The organism is Hephaestia mangrovi (assembly GCF_019880555.1).
Classification (GTDB): domain Bacteria; phylum Pseudomonadota; class Alphaproteobacteria; order Sphingomonadales; family Sphingomonadaceae; genus Sphingomonas; species Sphingomonas mangrovi.
In genome coordinates this window covers 30,721-49,843 of record NZ_JAINVU010000006.1, presented here as the reverse complement: position 1 = coordinate 49,843, position 19,123 = coordinate 30,721, and the positions used below count along the sequence as shown (strand labels likewise).

17 protein-coding genes, 1 tRNA gene and 1 pseudogene are annotated in these 19,123 nt (G+C 66.0%); 7 read left to right on the top strand and 12 right to left on the bottom strand.

The window, feature by feature from the left end:
* The first annotated feature begins 115 nt into the window (after positions 1–115).
* Complete coding sequence (gorA, locus tag K7G81_RS13835; RefSeq protein WP_223031407.1) at positions 116–1,462, top strand: glutathione-disulfide reductase; 1,347 nt, start codon at positions 116–118, stop codon at positions 1,460–1,462.
* A gap of 42 nt (positions 1,463–1,504) precedes the next feature.
* Entirely contained in the window at positions 1,505–2,404 is a 900-nt protein-coding gene (locus K7G81_RS13830; RefSeq protein ID WP_223031406.1) for a hypothetical protein, read from the top strand.
* A 166-nt stretch (positions 2,405–2,570) separates the two neighbouring features.
* Here the strand turns inward: K7G81_RS13830 and K7G81_RS13825 are convergent, their stop codons facing one another.
* Positions 2,571–4,859 (bottom strand): CDC48 family AAA ATPase, encoded by a 2,289-nt coding sequence (locus K7G81_RS13825; RefSeq protein WP_223031405.1) that lies wholly within the window; start codon positions 4,857–4,859, stop codon positions 2,571–2,573.
* Between the two features lie 316 nt (positions 4,860–5,175).
* Between K7G81_RS13825 and K7G81_RS13820 the strand changes: the two genes are divergently transcribed.
* Entirely contained in the window at positions 5,176–6,060 is an 885-nt protein-coding gene (locus K7G81_RS13820; protein ID WP_223031404.1) for a LysR substrate-binding domain-containing protein, read from the top strand.
* A 99-nt stretch (positions 6,061–6,159) separates the two neighbouring features.
* On the opposite strand, the gene K7G81_RS13815 is transcribed toward K7G81_RS13820, so the two are convergent.
* Positions 6,160–6,615 carry a peptidylprolyl isomerase gene (locus K7G81_RS13815; protein WP_223031403.1) on the bottom strand — a complete coding sequence of 152 codons (456 nt, stop codon included), beginning with the start codon at positions 6,613–6,615 and terminating at the stop codon, positions 6,160–6,162.
* A 144-nt stretch (positions 6,616–6,759) separates the two neighbouring features.
* Between K7G81_RS13815 and mgtE the strand changes: the two genes are divergently transcribed.
* From mgtE to K7G81_RS13795, 4 genes are all read left to right on the top strand, one after another.
* Positions 6,760–8,163, top strand: a complete 1,404-nt coding sequence (gene mgtE / locus K7G81_RS13810) for a magnesium transporter (RefSeq protein ID WP_223031402.1) — start codon at positions 6,760–6,762, stop codon at positions 8,161–8,163.
* A 36-nt stretch (positions 8,164–8,199) separates the two neighbouring features.
* Entirely contained in the window at positions 8,200–8,604 is a 405-nt protein-coding gene (locus K7G81_RS13805) for a DUF1489 family protein (protein ID WP_223031401.1), read from the top strand.
* A 48-nt stretch (positions 8,605–8,652) separates the two neighbouring features.
* Positions 8,653–8,739, top strand: a tRNA-Leu gene (locus K7G81_RS13800).
* A 180-nt stretch (positions 8,740–8,919) separates the two neighbouring features.
* Complete coding sequence (locus K7G81_RS13795; protein ID WP_223031400.1) at positions 8,920–10,146, top strand: tyrosine-type recombinase/integrase; 1,227 nt, start codon at positions 8,920–8,922, stop codon at positions 10,144–10,146.
* Between the two features lie 231 nt (positions 10,147–10,377).
* Here K7G81_RS13795 and K7G81_RS13790 read toward each other — a convergent pair whose 3' ends face one another.
* The 10 genes and pseudogenes from K7G81_RS13790 to K7G81_RS13750 all read right to left on the bottom strand — a co-directional run bounded on the left by K7G81_RS13790 (position 10,378) and on the right by K7G81_RS13750 (position 19,122).
* Positions 10,378–10,593 (bottom strand): helix-turn-helix domain-containing protein, encoded by a 216-nt coding sequence (locus tag K7G81_RS13790; protein ID WP_223031399.1) that lies wholly within the window; start codon positions 10,591–10,593, stop codon positions 10,378–10,380.
* Positions 10,590–10,820: a DUF2274 domain-containing protein gene (locus tag K7G81_RS13785; RefSeq protein ID WP_223031398.1), complete on the bottom strand. Its 231-nt coding sequence runs from the start codon at positions 10,818–10,820 to the stop codon at positions 10,590–10,592. Before K7G81_RS13785 ends, K7G81_RS13790 begins: the two co-directional genes overlap by 4 nt.
* Before the next feature lies 1 nt (position 10,821).
* On the bottom strand, positions 10,822–12,021 hold the full coding sequence (locus tag K7G81_RS13780; RefSeq protein WP_223031579.1) for a TraB/TrbI/VirB10 family type IV secretion system protein: 1,200 nt from the start codon (positions 12,019–12,021) through the stop codon (positions 10,822–10,824).
* Positions 12,022–12,032: 11 nt separating this feature from the next.
* On the bottom strand, positions 12,033–13,016 hold the full coding sequence (gene trbG / locus K7G81_RS13775; RefSeq protein ID WP_223031397.1) for a P-type conjugative transfer protein TrbG: 984 nt from the start codon (positions 13,014–13,016) through the stop codon (positions 12,033–12,035).
* Positions 13,013–13,837, bottom strand: coding sequence for a conjugal transfer protein TrbF (gene trbF, locus K7G81_RS13770; RefSeq protein WP_223031396.1), 825 nt, complete (start codon positions 13,835–13,837; stop codon positions 13,013–13,015). The genes trbG and trbF overlap by 4 nt, the downstream gene beginning before the upstream one ends.
* A gap of 5 nt (positions 13,838–13,842) precedes the next feature.
* On the bottom strand, positions 13,843–15,147 hold the full coding sequence (gene trbL / locus K7G81_RS13765; protein WP_223031395.1) for a P-type conjugative transfer protein TrbL: 1,305 nt from the start codon (positions 15,145–15,147) through the stop codon (positions 13,843–13,845).
* A gap of 149 nt (positions 15,148–15,296) precedes the next feature.
* Complete coding sequence (gene trbJ, locus K7G81_RS17850; protein ID WP_255587095.1) at positions 15,297–15,980, bottom strand: P-type conjugative transfer protein TrbJ; 684 nt, start codon at positions 15,978–15,980, stop codon at positions 15,297–15,299.
* Between the two features lie 105 nt (positions 15,981–16,085).
* A pseudogene (trbE, locus tag K7G81_RS13760) lies at positions 16,086–18,509 on the bottom strand (conjugal transfer protein TrbE); the annotation flags it as partial.
* The gene (locus K7G81_RS13755; RefSeq protein ID WP_223031393.1) at positions 18,503–18,784 is read right to left on the bottom strand and encodes a VirB3 family type IV secretion system protein; all 282 of its coding nucleotides are present in this window, start codon (positions 18,782–18,784) and stop codon (positions 18,503–18,505) included. The pseudogene trbE and the gene K7G81_RS13755, both read right to left, overlap by 7 nt.
* A complete protein-coding gene (locus tag K7G81_RS13750; RefSeq protein WP_223031392.1) occupies positions 18,781–19,122 on the bottom strand; it encodes a TrbC/VirB2 family type IV secretion system protein in 342 nt (113 codons plus the stop codon). The genes K7G81_RS13755 and K7G81_RS13750 overlap by 4 nt, the downstream gene beginning before the upstream one ends.
* Between the last annotated feature and the right edge of the window lies 1 nt (position 19,123).

Below are 19,123 nucleotides of genomic sequence, written 5' to 3'. Positions count from 1 at the left end.
CCGCGGTCACGCTGAACTTGTTTCAGCATCCATGGTGCAACACCTGTCTCGTTCGGAACAGTCGTTGCGCCATGGACCCTGAACCAAGTTCAGGGTGACGAACAAGGAAACGGAAATGGCTTCTTACGACTACGACCTGTTCGTCATCGGCGCCGGCTCGGGCGGGGTGCGTGCGGCGCGGGTGTCGGCGGCGCACGGCGCCAGGGTGGCGATCGCCGAGGAATATCGCGTCGGCGGCACCTGCGTGATCCGCGGCTGCGTGCCCAAGAAGCTGCTCGTCTACGGCGCGCATTTCGCCGAGGACATCCAGGATTGCGCCCGCTTCGGCTGGCACGTCGACGGCTGCCGGTTCGACTGGGCGACGCTGCGCGACAATGTGCTGGCCGAGGTCGATCGGCTCAACAAGGCCTATACCGACACGCTGGAGAGCCATGGCGTCGAGGTGATCCTCGATCGCGCGACGCTGACCGGCCCGCACGGCATCCGGCTGGCGAGCGGGCGCGAGGTGACGGCCAAGACGATCCTGATCGCCACCGGCGCGACACCGCACGTGCCGGGCTGCCCGGGCCACGAACATGGCATCACCTCCAACGAGGCGTTCCACCTCGACGCGCTACCCGAGCGCATGCTGATCGCCGGCGCCGGCTATATCGCCAACGAATTCGCCGGCGTGTTCAACGAGTTCGGCGTCAAGGTAACGCTGATCAACCGCACCGACACGATCCTGCGCGGCTATGACCATTCATTGCGCGACCGGCTGCTCGACATTTCGATCAAGAAGGGGATCGATTTCCGCCTCAACGCCGATTTTCGCGGCATCACCCGCAATGACGACGGCAGCCTGACGGTCGAGATGACCAACCACGAGCCGGCGATCGTCGATTGCGTGATGTTCGCCACCGGCCGCGTGCCCAATACCGGCGACCTCGGCCTCGATGCCGCCGGCGTCGAATGGGACGAGAAAGGCGCGATTCGGGTCGATGACGACAATCGCTCGACCTGCGAGAGCATCTATGCGGTGGGCGACGTCACCAACCGCATCCAGCTCACGCCGGTCGCGATCCGCGAGGGCCAAGCGTTCGCCGACACCGTGTTCGGCGGCAAGCCGCACAAGGTCGATTACGATAACATCCCCTCGGCGGTGTTCAGCCACCCGCCGATCGCGTCGGTGGGGCTGACCGAAGCCAAGGCGCGCGAGAAGCTCGGCTCGATCAAGGTCTACCAGTCCGATTTCCGGGCGATGAAGAACGTGCTGGCGGGCCGCAACGAGCGTGCGCTCTACAAGATGATCTGCGATGCCGAGACCGATCGCGTCGTCGGCCTGCACATGATCGGTCCTGACGCGCCCGAGATTCTCCAGGCGGCGGCGGTCGCGGTCAAGGCCGGCCTCACCAAGGCCGATTTCGACCAGACCGTGGCGCTCCACCCAACGATGGCCGAGGAACTGGTGCTGCTCAAATAGGCCATTGCGACGCTGTTAACCATTCGCCGCTAGGCAAGCGGCATGCATCTGATTGTCCATATCGGCTTCCACAAGACAGCATCGACCTTCCTGCAGTCGCTGCTCAACGAAAACCACGCCGCGCTCGCCGAGCGCGGCATCTGGTACGCGCCGTGCCCGCGCGATTGCCCCGAACATCACCCGATCGCCTGGGCGCTGATGGGCGGCGACACCGCACCGTTTCAGGCAGTGTTGCGCGATGCAGCCGCCAATGGCTGCCACACCGTTTTGTTCTCGTCGGAAGAGCTGGAATGCGTGCCCTTCAACCAGCAGCTTGCCGACCTGATCGAGAGCACCGCGCTGGCCAGCGGCGTCAAGACGATCGAGTGGGACGTCGTGCTGCGCGATCCCGGCGAGTATTTCGCCAGCCTGCACGCCCAGCTTCATTGGCACACTTATGCCGATTCGCTGTTCATGTTCACCGAGGTGATGAACAAGGGCATGTTGTTCATGTCCGACCCGATGCCGAAATCGGGGACGCGGCCTTATTGGTTCTTCTGCTTCGATCACCACAGCTATGTCGGCAATTTCGTCCGCTCGACCGCGGCGCCGGTGCATGTTCACGATTATGCCGATGGCCAGCCGTTCCCCGGTTGGCGGATGCTCGATCGGATCGGCGCGCTCGATGCGCTTGTTCGGCCGGCCGGCAACCCCAACGCCTGCAACCCGCGCCGCGACGAGCTGAAGATCGCCAGCGGCTTTTGTGATCGCGTGATGGAGGCGGTCAACGCACCGCAATGGCTGCCCGAGCTGGCACCGGCGATCGAAGATTGCCTGCGCGCCAATCTGGCCGGCGTTCCGGTATTCGCCGAAGCGGTGGGCAAGCGTTACGGCCCCAGCTATCGCGCCGCGATCCGCGAATTTGGCCCGGCCGACGTACGCGAGGTCGCGAAAGCGGGCTAGGATCGATCGCGATTCGGACGTGTTGTGGTTGCCGATCGCGCCGTTGATCGCGAGAATCGGCGCGACCGCGATGGCGCGCCATGGCCGAGGCGCGGCCGCCGCCGACGATGTAATATTTAGACGGCGGCGGCGCGTTCGTGCAGAACCGATTCAGCCTGGCTGAATCCTATTCGCGGTCGCGCGGCTTGAGCATTCCGGGGCCGACAAAGCCGATCGGCTGGATCGCCGCGGCGTCTTGCTTCAGGCGGGCTGCCATCTGCTCGTAATCCTTCTCCATCTCGGGCGTCACCGATGCGCGTGAATCGTCGAGCGCCGTTTCGAAATCGGCCATCGTCACCTGCTCCGACGACAGCGACTTGCGCAGCGCAGCCAGGCCGGCGCGGCGAACCAAGTCTTCGAGGTCGGCGCCGGTGAAGCGATCGGTGCGCACGGCCAGAGCGTCGAGATCGACGTCCTCGGCAAGCGGCATCTTCTGCGTCTGGATCGACAGGATGCGGCGGCGGCCCTCCTGGCTGGGCACGCCGACATAGATCAGCTCGTCGAAGCGGCCGGGGCGCAGCAGCGCGGGATCGACCAGGTTGGGCCGATTGGTCGCCCCGATCACGACGACCGACTGCAGCTCCTCAAGTCCATCCATCTCGGCAAGGATGGTGTTGACCACGCGTTCGGTGACCTGCGGCTCGCCCAACCCGCCGCCGCGTGCGGGGACAAGGCTGTCGAGTTCATCGATGAAGATCACCGTCGGCGCGACCTGGCGGGCGCGGGCGAACAGGCGGGCGATCTGCTGTTCGCTCTCGCCATACCATTTGCTGAGCAGATCGGACGATTTGGTGGCGATAAAGTTCGCCTCCGCCTCGCGCGCGACCGCCTTGGCCAGCAAGGTCTTGCCGGTACCGGGTGGGCCGTAGAGCAGGAAGCCCTTGGCCGGGCGGATGCCCAAGCGGCGGAACGCGTCGGGGTCCTTCAGGGGCAGCTCGACGCCTTCCTTGAGGCGCTCCTGCGCCTGGTCGAGACCGCCGACATCCTCCCAGCGGACCTGCGGCGCCTGGACCATCACTTCGCGCATGGCGGAGGGCTGGACGCGCTTGATCGCCTCCATGAAATCCTCGCGCGTCACCGAGAGATCGTCGAGCACCTCCGGCGGAATCGTGCCTTCCTCGAGGTTGAGGCGTGGCATGATGCGGCGCACCGCCTCGATCGCCGCTTCGCGGGTCAGCGCGGCGAGATCGGCACCGACGAAGCCGTAGGTAGTGCGGGCCAGCTCGTTCAGGTCGACCTTGTCGCCCAGCGGCATGCCGCGGGTGTGGATACCGAGGATTTCGCGGCGGCCACGCTCGTCGGGCACGCCGACGATGATCTCGCGGTCGAAGCGGCCGGGGCGGCGTAGCGCCTCGTCGATCGCCTCGGGCCGATTGGTCGCGGCGATGACGACGAGATTGGCTCGCGCCTCGAGCCCATCCATCAGCGTCAGCAGCTGCGCGACGAGGCGCTTTTCGGCCTCGCCCGACACCTGGCCGCGCTTCGGCGCGATCGAATCGATCTCGTCGATGAACACGATCGACGGCGCGTTCTTCGAGGCTTCCTCGAACACTTGACGGAGGCGTTGCTCCGATTCGCCATAGGCCGAGCCCATGATCTCGGGGCCGTTGATCAGGTAGAATTGCGCCGCCGATTCGTTGGCGACCGCGCGGGCCAACCGTGTCTTGCCGGTGCCGGGCGGGCCATGCAGCAGCACCCCCTTGGGCGGATCGACCCCGAGCCGCTGGAACAACTCGGGATAGCGGAGCGGCAGCTCGACCATCTCGCGCAGTTGGTCGATGGTCGAGGCCATGCCGCCGATATCGTCATAGGTGACATCGGCGCGGCGCGATTGCTGCGGCTCCTCATATTCGGGGCGCAACTCGATTTCGGTATTCTCGTCGATATGGACCACGCCCTTGGGGTTGGTCGCCACGACGACGAGACGGATTTCCTGCAGTGCGTAAGCCGGCGCACGGAGGAATTGCTGGACGTTGGGCGGGATATTGTCGACGCGCTGCTGCCCGGCGGTGGCGACGACGTCGCCCTGGCACAGCGGCCGGCCGACGAACGTGCGCTTCAGCGCGTTGGACGACCCCTGCAATCGCAGATTCTGTTGAGCCGGCGCGAACACCACGCGGCTCGCCGGCTTCGATTCGACGCGGCGGATCTCGACATATTCGCCCGATCCCGCGCCAGCGTTGGCGCGCTGCAGGCCATCGAGGCGGATGATCTCCAGCCCCTCGTCCTCCGCATAGGGAAACACCGCGCGCGCCGGCGTCGAACGCTTGCCGACGATCTCGATCACGTCGCCCTCGGCAAGGCCGAGCTCGCCCATCAGCGCGCGCGGCAGATGGGCGATCCCGCGCCCCGAATCCTCTGGCCGCGCATTGGCGACCTGCAGCTTGCGCAGTGGCGGCGTTTCGCTGTCGGCCATGGAAATCCCTTCGAAGCGGTTCGCGATTGAAGCGCGCCAGATAGGATCGGGGTTCCCGCATTGCGAGGGCGGCAGCGCCGGCCGTTACCGGTAACCAACAAAAAAAGGGCCGGCCAAAAGGCCAGCCCGTGAAAGTTTTTAGGAGAGGATGCCTGAAAGGCCTGCCCTATGTGCGGCGCAGCAGGGTTTTGTGCAAGTGCGAAATGGATAATTAGGATTGCAAATTATGCAATTCAGGGGTTGGCGCATCACAGCGAGATGCGCATATTTGTCCGATCACCATCGTTGCTGATGCAACGCACAAGAGGAAGAGCCGATGCGCCGCCTGCCCCCGCTGACCGCGATCGAAGCCTTTGTCGCGGTCGCGCGGCTGGGCTCGATCAAGGCCGCCGCGCAGGAACTGGCGCTGTCGCCGCCGGCGTTGAGCCGTCGCGTTCAGGCGCTCGAACGCTTCATCGATCGGCCGCTGTTCGAGCGGCGCCACCAGGCGATGGTGCTCAACGACGACGGCACGCAATTGCTCGCCCAGGTATCGCCGGCGCTCGATCAGCTGTCCAACGCGGTCGAGGCGATGACCAGCCCGGCCGAGGTATTGCGGCTGCGGCTCAGCATCCTGCCGCTCTACGCCTCGCAAAAGCTGTTTCCGCACCTTGGCGAATTGCGCGCGACGCATCCCGAGTTGCATATCGACATCGATACCACCAGCCATGGCCTGTCGCGGCTCGGCGAGGGCGTCGATGTCGCGATCGCGCTGGCGCGGTCGATCGACCCGGCGCTCTACGCGCGGCGGCTCGATCGCAATCGCGTCTATGCGATCGCCAGCCGCAAGCTGGTCGAGGGCCCCGATCCGGTCACCCGGCCCGAGCAGCTCGCCGGGCTGACGGTGATGCTCCACCGCGACATGCCCGACACCTTCACCGCGTGGCGCCGCGCGGTCGGGCTGGACGAGCTCGAGCCGGCAGCGATCGATCATTTCGATTCGGGCGCGCTGATGCTCGAGGCGGCGGCGCAGGGGCTGGGCGTCGCGTTCATGCACGAAAGCCATTTCGACGAGGCGAGCGACCCGCGGCTCGTGCGGCTGTTCGATATTCCGGTCGAAAGTCCGTACAGTTATTGGTTCGTCTGCCGCCCGCGCGCGCTCACCCAGCGCCCGGTGCGCCTGTTCCACGACTGGGCGATCCGCGTGCTGGAAGAGAAATAGAAGGCCCGCTCCCCAGGCGGGCTTCCGCAGAATATCGCGTCTGCGAGGCCGGATGGGGAGCGCGCCGGTGCCTTATGGCTCAGCGAAGCTGAACCTGGATTACGCCGCGCGCATCTTGACGATCTTGCCCGGGTTGGCCGGCGGCTCGCCCTTGGGCAGCGCATCGATCAGGTCCATGCCATCGGTCACTTCGCCCCAGACGGTATATTGGCCGTCGAGGAAGCGGGCGTCGTCGAAGCAGATGAAGAATTGCGAATTGGCGCTGTTCGGATTCTGCGTGCGCGCCATCGAGCAGACGCCGCGGACATGCGGCTCCTTCGAGAATTCGGCCGGAAGATCGGGCTTTTCCGAACCGCCCATGCCGGTGCCGGTGGGATCGCCGCCCTGCGCCATAAAGCCGGGGATCACGCGGTGGAACACGACGCCATCGTAAAAGCCTTCGTTGGCAAGGCCGGCGATGCGCTCGACATGCTGGGGCGCGAGATCGGGGCGCAGCTTGATCGTTACGTCGCCGCCGTCGAGCGTCATCGTCAGCGTTTCGGGAGTGTCGGCCATGCGCATATCCTTCTATGGGCGTTCCTGTTTCCCTCTGCGCCCTAGCGGCGCCCGCCCGTGCTGGCAAACCAAGAGGCGTTGGCATCGGTGGCGCGTGCCGCTAAGGGGGCGAAGTCGCGAGCAACCAGGGCCGGAGGTCGACCGATGAGCGAGACCGAACTCACGCCCGAAGCCGAAACCGAATCGGCGCAGCTCGACGAGGACGACCGCCTCAAGCCCGAATTCGTCCGCGCGGTGCTCGACGCCGTCGAGGATGGGCGCCCCGGGGACGCGCGCGAGCTGGTCGAGCCGCTCCATCCCGCCGACATCGCCGATCTGTTCGAGCTGACGCCCGCCGACGAGCGCCCCGATCTCGCCAAGGCGATCGCCGGGCTGCTCGACGGCGAGGTGTTCGCCGAGATGAACGATTATGTCCGCGAAGATCTGATCGACGCGCTCGAGCCGCACCAGGTCGCCGACATCGCCTCCGAGCTCGATACCGACGACGCTGTCGCGATCATCGAGGACATGGACGTCGAGGATCAGCGCGAGGTCCTTCGCGCGATGGAGCCCGACGACCGCGCGGCGATCGAGGAAGCGCTCAGCTATCCGGAAGAGACTGCCGGCCGCCTGATGCAGCGCGAGCTGATCGCAGCGCCCGAGCATTGGACCGTCGGCGATGTGATCGATTATCTGCGCGCCGACGACCAGTTGACCACCGATTTCTGGGAAGTCTTCGTCGTCGATCCGGGGCACAAGCCGATCGGCACCTGCAAGCTCTCGTGGATCCTGCGCACGCCGCGCTCGGTCAAGCTGGGCGATGTGATGCAGCGCGAACAAACGCTGATCCCGGTCGACATGGACCAGGAAGAGGTCGCGTTGCGCTTCCAGAAATACGGCCTGATCTCCGCCGCGGTCGTCGATGCGACCGGCCGGCTGGTCGGCATGATCACCGTCGACGACATCGTCCACATCATCCAGGAGGAAGCGGGCGAGGATACGCTGTTGCTGTCCGGCGCGGGCGACGGCGACATCAACGAGCCAATCCGGCTGACCGTGCGGACGCGGCTGATATGGCTCATCGTCAATCTCGGTACCGCGATCGTCGCGTCGTCGGTGGTCGGATTGTTCCAGGGCGAGATCGGACGGTTTGCCGTGCTCGCGGTGCTGATGCCGATCATCTCGGGCATGGGCGGCAATGCGGGGACGCAGACGCTGGCGGTGGTCGTCCGCGCGCTGGCGACCAACCAGCTGACCAGTTCGAACACCTGGTGGATGATCGTCCGCGAATTCCGCATCGCGCTGGCCAACGGCGCGTCGCTGGGATTGATGGTCGGGATCGGCAGCTATCTGATCTACGGCAATCGCGATCTGTCGATCGTCATGGGCACGGCGATGCTGTTCAACAATCTCGTCGCCGGGCTGGGCGGCGTGTTCGTGCCGATCGCGCTCGACAAGGCGAAGATCGATCCGGCGGTGTCCTCGGCGGTGTTCGTGACGACGCTGACCGACACGATGGGCTTCTTCTCGTTCCTCGGGCTCGCTACTTTGTGGGGGCTTGGCGGCTGACTTGTCGCTGGCGCGCCGCATGCCCAGATCGGCGGTATGGCGCTCCATATCACCAAGGTCGCGTTCGGCGCGGCGAGCCTCGATCATCTCGTCGAGCGGCTGCGGCAGCGCGCCGAAGCGGGACCGGTGTTCCTGACGACACGATACCTGCCCAAACGGCACGAGGAGATTGCCGGGCAGGGCTCGCTCTACTGGATCGTCAAGCACCAGCTCGTCGCGCGCTCGCCGATTCTCGGCTTCGGTGAGGCGGAAGGCGGGCGGGTCGCGATACACATCGATCCGGTCCCCGTGCTGGTCGAGGCGCGGCCCAAGCGGGCGCACCAGGGCTGGCGCTACCTCGAGGCGAACGACGCCCCCGCCGACCTCGCCGGCGGCACGAGCGGCGTCGCCGAGCTGCCACCCGCCTTGATCGGAAAACTTGCCGAACTGGCGCTGATCTAGCGTTGACAAGCGCGCGGCCCCTCGCCTAGAGCGCGCGGCCTACCCCGTGCCCAGATGGCGGAATTGGTAGACGCACCAGCTTCAGGTGCTGGCGGGGGTTACCCCGTGGAGGTTCGAGTCCTCTTCTGGGCACCAATACTGGCTCTGGATACGTCCAGCATCGTCCAGTAAGCGGCTGGTTTCACAGCATTTCTAGACCGAGAATCGCCAGACACCGTCCGGCGAAATCCGGCTAAGAGCACCAGCAGCAGCAGCACCAAAATGTTGCTCTTTTTGGTGCTCTCGGATCGACCCGGCATTGCTGGGAAAACGACCATGCTTACCTACATTCAGATCAACGCCGCCAAGCCGAGAGAGAAGGCCTGGAGCCTTTCCGATTCTCAAGGTCTCTATCTCGTCATCCAACCCAACGGCTCGAAGCTGTGGCGCTTCAGATACCGCTTTCTCGACAAGCAGAAGAATCTTCATCTCGGAGGGTGGCCAACGATAAGCCTCGCGGACGCGCGGGTCCGGCGCGACGAGGCCAGGAAGAAGATTGCCGAAGGAATCGATCCAGCGCTGGAAAAGAAGCGCGCCAGGATCGCCGCCAAGTACGCCGCGGCGAACACCTTCGAGGCCGTCGCCAGGGAATGGCTGGTCAAATGCGAACGAGACGGCCTTGCACCGGTCACCATTGATAAGATTCGCTGGCTGCTCGCCAAGTCCTATCCGCTCATCGGCAACATCCCCATCGCGCAGATCACGCCTCACGAAGCGCTTGCCGTGCTCCGCAAGGTCGAGGCCACCGGCGCCTACGAAAGTGCAAGACGCATGCGCAGCGTGCTCAGCCGGGTATTCCGCTATGGGGTAGCGACAGTTCGTTGCGAAAAGGATGTCGCGGCCGACCTGCGCGGCGCGATCGCCGTGCCCAAGGTCAAGCACTTCGCAGCAATCACCCGGCCGTCTGAAGTGGGGGCGCTGCTCCGGGCGATTGACGGCTATCGGGGGCACAAAGTGACGGTGATGGCCATGCGGCTCTCGCCGCACGTGCTGCTGCGCCCGGGCGAGCTGCGGCAGGCCGAGTGGGCAGACATCGACTTCGAGGAAGCGACCTGGTTCATCCCGGCGGAGCGCATGAAGATGCGTCGTCCCCACCGAGTGCCGCTGTCGCGGCAGGTAATTGCGATGCTCAAGGAACTGCACGAGCACACGCATTGGTGGAAATACCTGTTTCCGTGCCTCGGCAAGCCGCGCAAGACGATGTCGGAGAATGCCGTGAACCAGGGTTTGCGCAAGCTCGGCTACACCACCGAGCAAATGACCGCGCACGGCTTCCGGGCGATGGCGGCGACACTGCTAAACGAGATGGGCGAATGGAACCCCGACGCGATCGAGCGCCAGCTCGCGCACGTCGACACCAACCAGGTCCGCCGCGCCTATGCCCGGGGCGAGTATTGGGACGAGCGGGTACGCATGATGCAGCACTGGTCGGACTACCTCGATCAACTGCGCGATGGCGGTGCTGTACTGCGGCCTGATTTCAGGGCTGGCCGGAAAGCATGACTCTCGATGTTTCGAGGCGCCGGGCGTCCAGCCCGACGCTTCGATCCGGCAGCTGGTAGAGCGCGATCTATCGAGCTTCGAGCCGCCCTATGATTTTGTGGTTGTCGAGATATGTCCGTTGAAGCCGGACTTGGACGGGCATTCCTAAAATCTGGCAGTCACACGTCGCGACCGCGCGGCAGCCGAACGGGTTCGGTATGCGGCTACGCTACGTCCCCAACTGGAAGTAGATCAACCTGGCGTGTCCGCGCTCGATGGTCCGTTGCCCGTAAGGAGCTTCAGGCTTCGATATTGCACCAGCGTCGCCCGTCCGACCTTCGTTGTTTCGAGATCGCCCGACTGGATGAGCTCATAGATCCGGGATCGGCTGAGCCCGGTAATCCGGGCGGCAGTCATGACTCGCACCGTCAGCGGCTCGATCCTGGTTTCCCATGCCCGCTCGATCATTTCTGGCCCCGCAATCTGGCATCGCGCCTGCGCATGAAGTTGCGGTCGCCCTCGAGAAACGCGGCCAGCATCGCAGGTACGAGCTCGGCGATCGCCTCCTCCACTCCGTAGGTTTCGGCATAGACCGCCGCATAATCCTGCAGTGCTGCCTGCAGGTCGGGCGTGATACTGATCGAGAGCTTCACCGGGGTTCGGTCGGGCAGCTTGCCGAGCTTGAGATCGACCATGTCAGTTCCTCCCCGCCGGCGCGAACACCAGATCCTTGTGGACCACCAGCCTGACCGGCGTGCCGGGGCGGATCGTGATCGTCGGCTGCATGCCGAGATTGCGCTTGGTGATCTGGTCGCCGGCGCGCGACACGGTGTCTTGCGTCGACATGCGGACCGCCTGGACCAGATCGCTCTGGCCCGAGAGCGAGAGCTCCGACCCGACCCCGAGCACGGTCGAAAGCACCACGCCCTTCAAGAGCTGCCAGGTGTGGAAGTCGACCTTGTCCTCAAGTCCGGCATAACCTGACGGATCGGTGGCCGGCACATTGTCGATTCGCAAGCTGCTGCCATCGGGCATCACGATCCGCTGCCAGACGATGAGCGCGCGCTTCTGCCCGAACGCCACGACGCTGTCGTAACTGCCGATGAGGCGCGCGCCCTGCGGAATCAGCAGTAGATGCCCCGTCGCGCTGTCATAGACATTCTCGGTGACCTGGGCGGTGACGAGCCCCGGCAGGTCGGAGCGAAGTCCGGTGATGAGGCTCGCAGCGATCACGCTGCCTGCCGACAAAGTGTAGGGCGACGCCAGCGGCGCGAGCGCGTGCGGATTGACGTCGCCGCGTGAATCAAGACCGGAAACGAACGCTTGCTTGCGGCCCTGCGCGTTGGGGTCGTTGGTCGGATCGAGCGCAAGCTTCTGCGTGGCGGACGTCGCTGTGCTCACCGGGACCGCGGTGCCGGATGCCGCATCGGAAGTGCTGCCGACTTTTCGGTCCTGCACCAGCACGCCGGATTCGCGCGCGGCCCTGATCTCGCCGAGCCGGCGTTCGCGATCGGCCGCTTCCGACTGCTGGAATTGCTGGTCGGTCGGGCCGGTCGCCAGTGCCAATTGCTGCTGCCGCTCGAGAATCGGCTTGCCGAGATCGCCGGGAAGCGGCGGGCCGAGCTGTGGCACCTGTCCATAATTGGCGGGAGTGCCGGCAAGCGCATCGACGGCCGGGCGCCCATCCGGCTGCGACAATTCCTCCTGCGCTGAAACCCCGCGGGACAGGCGCGGCTTCAGCGCCATCCAGATCACCGCAACGAGGCTGATCGATCCCAGGGCGGCGATGGCGATGATCACGCCCTTCTTGAACCGTATTGCTCGTGGCGGCCGCGAGCGGATCGCCAGCGTCTCGGGGTCGAGCTTCGCGGGCAGCGGGGCCACCGCCCCGTCCATCGGGCCGGCACTCACGACCGCCTCCGTCCGGCCTGTCCCTCGCCGGTTCGAGTGATCCGGACGACGTCCTGGGGCTTGAGGCCCAGTCGAAGTTCCGCCACGGCAAAGATACGGTCGACCACATAATAGCGGCCCTGTACCCGGTAATTGACGAGGCTCGCCGTGCCCCTGGCATCGACGAGGAACAGCGGCGGCGCCTCGCCTTCGCCGATGCTGGCCGGGAACTCGATGAACGTCTGCCGCCCGTCGTCGAAGGCGCGCAAGGGCCGCCAAGCCGGATGATCGCCGTCTATCGTGTAACCGAAGTTCAGCCGCTCGATATCGAAACCCGATGCGACCGATCGAGCCGCGCGCGCCGCGTCCGCCGGTTCCGCTGCGGCCTTGAGCGCAAGGAGCTGGTCGGCAGGATAGGTCCAGGAAAGCGCCGACATGGCGGTATGCGCGGTGCTGGTCAGCGCCAGGTGATAGGTCCGCCGGTCGGTGGTGATGACGAGGTTTGTCGCAAGTCCCTCGGTAAACGGCTTCACCAGCACATGCGTGCGTTTGGCGTCGCCCGCGTCGCTTCCCCCGCTTGTCGCATCGCCGATCACCCAGCGGACCGTGTCGCCCGAAGCGACCGCGCCGAGGTTCTCGCCGGGCTGCAGCGCGATGTCGGTCACCTGCCCCGGTGCGGTCAGCAGATGGTAGATGACGCCGTCGCTATACGGATAGACCTGCACCCCACCCAGATAGCCGCCGGTCGTGGGATCGAGCGTGGCGGCGCGATTGGCGGCGCGGACGCGCAGTTCGCCGGCCGATGGCGGCATACGCCGATGGTGCGGGCCTCGTCTTGCAGCGTCGGGCGATGACGACGCAGCACGCGCCTTGGTCGGCAGCGCGACGGCAGGCGCCGGCGGTGGCGTGATGGTCGGCGAAGCTGGCGCAATTGGCGTCGTCTGGGCGACGGCGGGAGCAGCGAGGGTGAGCGCCGTTGCGGCGAGCAATGCGAAGTTCATGGCTGGGTCTCCTGACCTGCGGGGGTGCCGAGCGTCGGATCGAGCGGCGATTTACCGGGGATGCCCACCGGCGGCGGCGGTGTGGCGCGCACCGGCACGATCACTGTTGGCGTCGATTGTGACAGGTTGGAACCGGCCGGCTCGAGTTCCCGGCTCCAGTCGATCGCATCGACGTAGAGGCCCAGCGGATTCCTGCGGAGCACGTCGGCGCTTTTCGGCGGCACCGTCCGAACGGTCAAAATCGCGGTCCAGTGCGACGTGCTCGCCGGAGCACCACGCTCGAAGGCGGTCTCGATCCACTTGACCTGGAACGACGTGTCCGAGGCACGCACCACGCTTGTCACCTGCACCGAGACGGTACGCTCGCCGACCTGCGCGAACGGATCGGCCGTGCGGGCATAGTCGCCCAGGAACACCGCGCCGCGTTTTGTCGCGAAGTCGTAGGCCGAGAGCCAATTGGCTCTCATGAGCACGGGATCGAGCGAGACCGAGCGCACGTCCTCGATGAAGCGCGAGAGGAACCACGCGATCTGGGGGTCGGTCGGATGATAGGTCCTGTCGGCGGGCTCCACCGCGCGCGCTTCACCCAGGCGATCGACCTCGACCACGTACGGAACCACGCGGCTCTGCAGCGACTGCCAGAGCAGGCCTCCCGAAAGCGCGCTTGTCAGCCCAAGGCAGCCGAAGGCGATCAGCCGCCAGCTGTGCGCCTGGACCCGCGCCGAGCCGATGCGCTCGTCCCACAATTGGCCGGCGCGCTGATAAGGCGTTTCCGGTTCGGGGGTGCGCCCATAGCGCTGAACCGCTCGCTTGAAGATCATGAGGATCAGTCCTCCCTTTCCTGGATGTCCGGAGTGACGCCATGACCACCGCGGTCGCCTGACTGGACGGCCTGAACGGCGGTCTGGCGGTGGTGGCGCGAAGTCTGCTGGGTCTTCATCGCGCGTGCCCAGCCGGGCATTGACGACGTGCCGTCCGAAGCATCTCCGGCAGTGGATGGGCCGTGTCCGGCCATCGCGTCGAACGCGCCTCGACGACCGGCCGCGGCCGCGTCGCCAAGCCCGAGCGTCGCCGACAGGCGTGAGCGTGCAGCACTGCCGGCCGCCCTCGCCATGCCGCCGATGCCGGCACCGATGCTGGCCGAGCCTGCCCCTTCCTGCCCGAGTGTGTAGGCCGTCGACGCCGCGGCCCCCATCGACGCACCCGCCCGCACCGCGCCGATCCCGGCGGCCGCAAGCCCGCCTCCAGCCCCAATAGCGGCCGCACCACCGAGATACATGATCCCGCCCGCGCCGAGCGCTGTCCCGAGCGCAGCGCCTGCACCGAGTTGCGGCCCACCCGCGACGAGGCCTGAAGCGATGCCCGGACCGAAAATGCCAAGCCCGAACAGGGCAAGGCTTGCGAGCACCAGGCTCATCGCCTGGCCGATATCGGGCTCCTGTCCCTGCAACGCGGTGGTGAACTGGGTGAAGTAGCCGGAACCGATGCCGACGATGACCGCGAGGACCATTACCTTGATCCCCGAGCTGACGACGTTCCCCAGCACGCGCTCGGCGAGGAAGCTGGTTCGGTTCCACAGCGCGAAGGGTACGAGGATGAAGCCGGCCAGACTGGCCAGCTTGAACTCGAGGATCGTGACGAACATCTGCACGGCGAGAATGAAGAAGGCGAGGATCACGATGATCCACGCGACCAGCAGCACGACGATGGTCAGGAAATTGTCGAAGAAGGTCGTGAAGCCGAGATACTGGTTGACCTGTTCGAGCAGCGGCCAGGCGGCCGAGAAGCCGGTTCCGGCGAGCCGTCCGGGCTTCAGCAGATCGTCCGCCGTGATCGTCCCGCCGCCGGCGGTCAGCCCGGCCTGTGCAAACGAGCGGAAAATGATGTCGGCGAGGGACGAGAAGCTGTTCAGGATGAAGGCGAAGGCGCCGATATAGAGGATCTTCCGGATGAGGCGCCCGAGCACGTTGTCTTCGCCGCCAAGCGCCCAGAACAGACCGGCGAGGGTGATGTCGAGCGCGATCAGCGTGCGCGACAGGAAGCTGACGTCGCCGCCAAGCAGGCCAAACCCACTGTCGATGTAGGTGATGAACGCCGCCAGGAACTGGTCGATGATGTTGAGATCGTTCACCTCTCGTCCGCTTTCGGAAGTCTGGAAGGGAACCGCGGGACCCGCCCCCGTTGGCCGGGGGCATGGCCTGGGGGCGAAGGGGCCCCGCGGCGGCGCCGACAATCATGCGCGCATTGCCGGCGCCTGTCGGTCAGTGCCCGCCACAAGGGCTAGTGCTGCGTGTAGGCACGTCCCGATCCGAGGAATTTCGCCGCCGCGCTCTGCGCGTCGCTGCGGGACTGATTGCTGTTCGCGCGTTCGATCGCGTCGGCACGAAACTGGGCCGCCACCAGCGTCTGGAGCTGGAACTGCTGCTTGGCGACGAGCGCGAGGAGCTGGTTGGTGGCCTGACCGACCTGCAGCGCGCCCTCGGCACCCTGGCTGCGGTCGACGATACTCGCGAGCGCGGCCTGGTCGGCGGCGATGTTTTCCACAACCTGAGCCTGGACGGCCATGGTCTGCCTGTAGGCCGCCGTCGACATGTCGAGGCGCTTGCGAGCGTCGATCACATGATAGTCGTTGGTCAGGGCCGCGTCGAAGCTGGTCGGATATTGCGCGCTCAACTGCTGGTCGAGGCCGGCGACGTGGAACTGGATGCCCTGCGCCTGCGCCATCAGCTGGTCGATCTGCTGCATCCTCTGCTGGAGCTGCTGCACCTCCGGAAAACCGATCGTCGTCAGGTTCTTCTCCTCGTTGATCAGGCTCTGCGCCTGGCTCTGCAGCATCCGGATCTGGTTGTTGATCTGCGTGAGCGTGCGGGCCGCCGTCAGGAGGTTCTGGCTGTAGTTCGAGGGGTCGAACACGGTCCATTGTGCTCGTGCCGGCGTCGGCGTCACGATCATGCCCGTGACCATGGCGCCGGTGGCGCCCAGCCCCAGTGCCGCGGCGATGACATACTTTTCGAGGCGGTGTTTCTTCGTCACTGGAGGTCTCCTTTCGGGTGGGAGGGGGGAAAGCCCGGGCGTCGGGAATCGGCCGAGCAACTCGGCGGCCCAGCCGAGATCGGCGGATTCGAGGAAGCGGGCGGCAAAATCGGCAGCGCCGTGTTCGGCGAGGATCGCGTCGATCCGCTTCTGGCTTGTGGGGTCGGAGGCGCCGCACAGTGCGAGAGCGATGGGGCCGAGGTCGAGCTCGACCAGCCGATTGCCGCGCGCCGACTGCAGGTAATAATGCCGTTTGGGCGTTGCGTGGCTGACGAGTTCGACCTGCCGGTCGTTGAGCCCGAAGCGTTCGTAAGCTGCGCGCGACTGCGGTTCGATCGCCCGGTCGTTGGGAAGCAGGATGCGTTGCGGGCAGCTCTCGATGATGGCGGGTGCGATGACGCTGTCGGCAATGTCGGCGAGGTTCTGCGTCGCGAACAGCACCGCGACGTTCTTCTTTCTCAGTGTCTTCAACCACTCGCGGATGCGCGCGGCGAACAGCGGATGGTCGAGGAAGATCCAGGCTTCGTCGAGGACGAGCAGCGTCGGCCGCCCATCGAACCGCTCTTCCAGTCGATGGAACAGATAGGTCAGCACCGGCGCGACGACGCTCGTTTGGCCCAGCAGCGCCTCGGTTTCGAAGCACTGGACATCGGCAAGAGCGAACCCGCTCTCCGCCGCGTCGAGCAGGGCACCATGCGGTCCGTCGAGCGTATAGGGCTGGATCGCGGTCCTGAGCGCATTCGACTGGAGGAGAAGACTGAGCCCCGTCATTGTCCGCTCCTGTGTCGGCGCGGAGGCGAGACTGGTCAGCGCCGACCACAGCATGTCCTTGACCTCGGGGGTGACGGCCTGCCTTTCGGCTTCGAGCAATGCGCCGATCCATTCGGCAGCCCAGCGGCGCTCGGCCGCGTCATGGATGCGCATCAGCGGCTGAAAGGCCAGTGCCTCGCCGTCGACCTCGCCGGAACCCAGCGCATGATGCGCGCCGCCCATCGCCAGGACGGCGGCGCGCGCGGACAGGCCCTTGTCGAAGATATACACCTGACTTCGCGCGTATCGCCTGAACTGGAGCGCAATGAGGGCAAGCAGCACCGACTTGCCCGCGCCGGTCGGGCCGACCACCATCATGTGCCCGACGTCGCCGACATGGGTCGACAGGCGGAACGGGGTCGAGCCTGACGTCTGCGCGGTCAGCAATGGCGGGCCGTCGAGGTGCGCGTTGCGGATCGGGCCAGCCCAGACCGACGACAGCGGCATCAGGTGAGCCAGGTTGAGCGTATGCACGATGGGCTGGCGGACATTGGCGTAGGCATGACCGGGGAGCGAGGAAAGCCAGGCCTCGACCGCATTGACGCCCTCGCGGATCGTGATGAATCCGAGGCCGCCGACGATCCGCTCCACCGCACGGACCTTGTCTTCGGCCCGGGCGCGATCGGCGTCCGAAATGGTAATCGTGGTCGTCAGGTAGCCGAACGCGACATGGTCGCCGCCCAGGGCCTGCAACGCCAGGTCGGCATCGGCGACCTTGTTGTCGGCGTCCGAGTCGAGCAGCTGCGCCGGCTGATTGTACATCACCTCGCGCAGCAGCGCGGTGATCGACTTGCGCTTGTTGAACCATTGCCGACGCAGTTTCGTCAGCAATTTCGTCGCGTCGGCCTTGTCGAGGGCGATGAACCGCGTTGCCCAGCGATAGGGAAAATCGGCTTCGTTCAGCGCATCGAGAATCCCCGGCCGGCTCATATTGGGAAAGCCGGTGACGGTGAGCGTGCGCAGATGCCGATTGCCGAGCTTCGGCTCGAGGCCGCCGACCAGCGGCGCATCGGCGAGCAGGCCATCGAGATAGATCGGCGTCTCGGGCATCGCGACCGGATGACGCCGGTTCGAAATGCAGCCATGCAGGTACGTCAGCAACTCGTCTGAGGTAAGCGCGCGGACCTCGGGCATGAAGGCGGCGAACAGATCGAGTGCCCGGGTCGTCTCCGCGACGAAATTGGCCAGCGCCCCGCGCCAGTCGCGACCGGCATCGGCACCCGGCCGATCGACCAGCGAACGGCCCGCGGCATCGGCGCCATCGGGCGCGGGAAGCCAGGTCAGCGTCAGGTGGTAGCGGCTCTCGTAATGGCTGCCCTCGGCCGCGAACCGGGCCCGGCGCTCCTGGTCGACCAGCCACGAGGCGGCGTCGGGAAAGGTGCTGTCCGGATACCCCAGCGCCTCGCGGCGCTCGGCTTCGAAGTGGAGCACCCAGCCGGTGCCGAAGCGCTTCAGGACATTGTTGGCCCGCGCACAGGCGGCGAGAAGTTCCGCTTCCGTTGCGCTTTCGAGATCGGGCCCGCGGAAGGCGAAGGTTCGCTGCAGGCTACCGTCCTTGTTGAGGACCACGCCGTCGGCGACCAGCGCCGCCCAGGGCAGATGGTCGGCAAGCCGGTCGGCGTTCTGGCGATATTCGCGCAAGGCTAGCATGACAGATAGCTCCGCTGGCGCAGGTGACGGACGAGCACGGGCCCGAAAGCGGGATCGCGCCGCGCGGCGAAGACGGCGACGCTGTGACCGACCGCCCAGACGACGACCCCGGCGATCCATTGCTGCAGGCCGAGACCGATCGCGGCGGCGAGCGTGCCGTTGACGATCGCGAGGCCGCGCGGGGCACCGCCGAGCAGGACCGGCGCCCCGAGGCTCCCGTGGATGGGGACCTCGAAGCCCTCGCTATGGCCTGTGTGATGCGTGGGCGCGCTCACGAGATCAGCGCCCCACCGCCGAAGCTGAAGAAGGAAAGGAAGAAACTCGACGCGGCGAACGCGATCGACAGGCCGAAGATGATCTGGATGAGGCGTCGGAAGCCGCCCGCGGTCTCGCCGAACGCGAGCGTCAGGCCGGTGACGATGATGATCATCACGGCGATGATCTTGGCGACCGGCCCCTGGACCGAATCGAGTACCTGCTGGAGCGGTTGCTCCCATGGCATGCCGGTGCCCGCGGCCCAGGCCCGGCTCGAGAGCATCAGCCCGACACCGATGGCCGCGCCAGAAAGGGAAAAGGTACGCGGGCCGGGCAACTTGAGGGCAAGCGAATACATG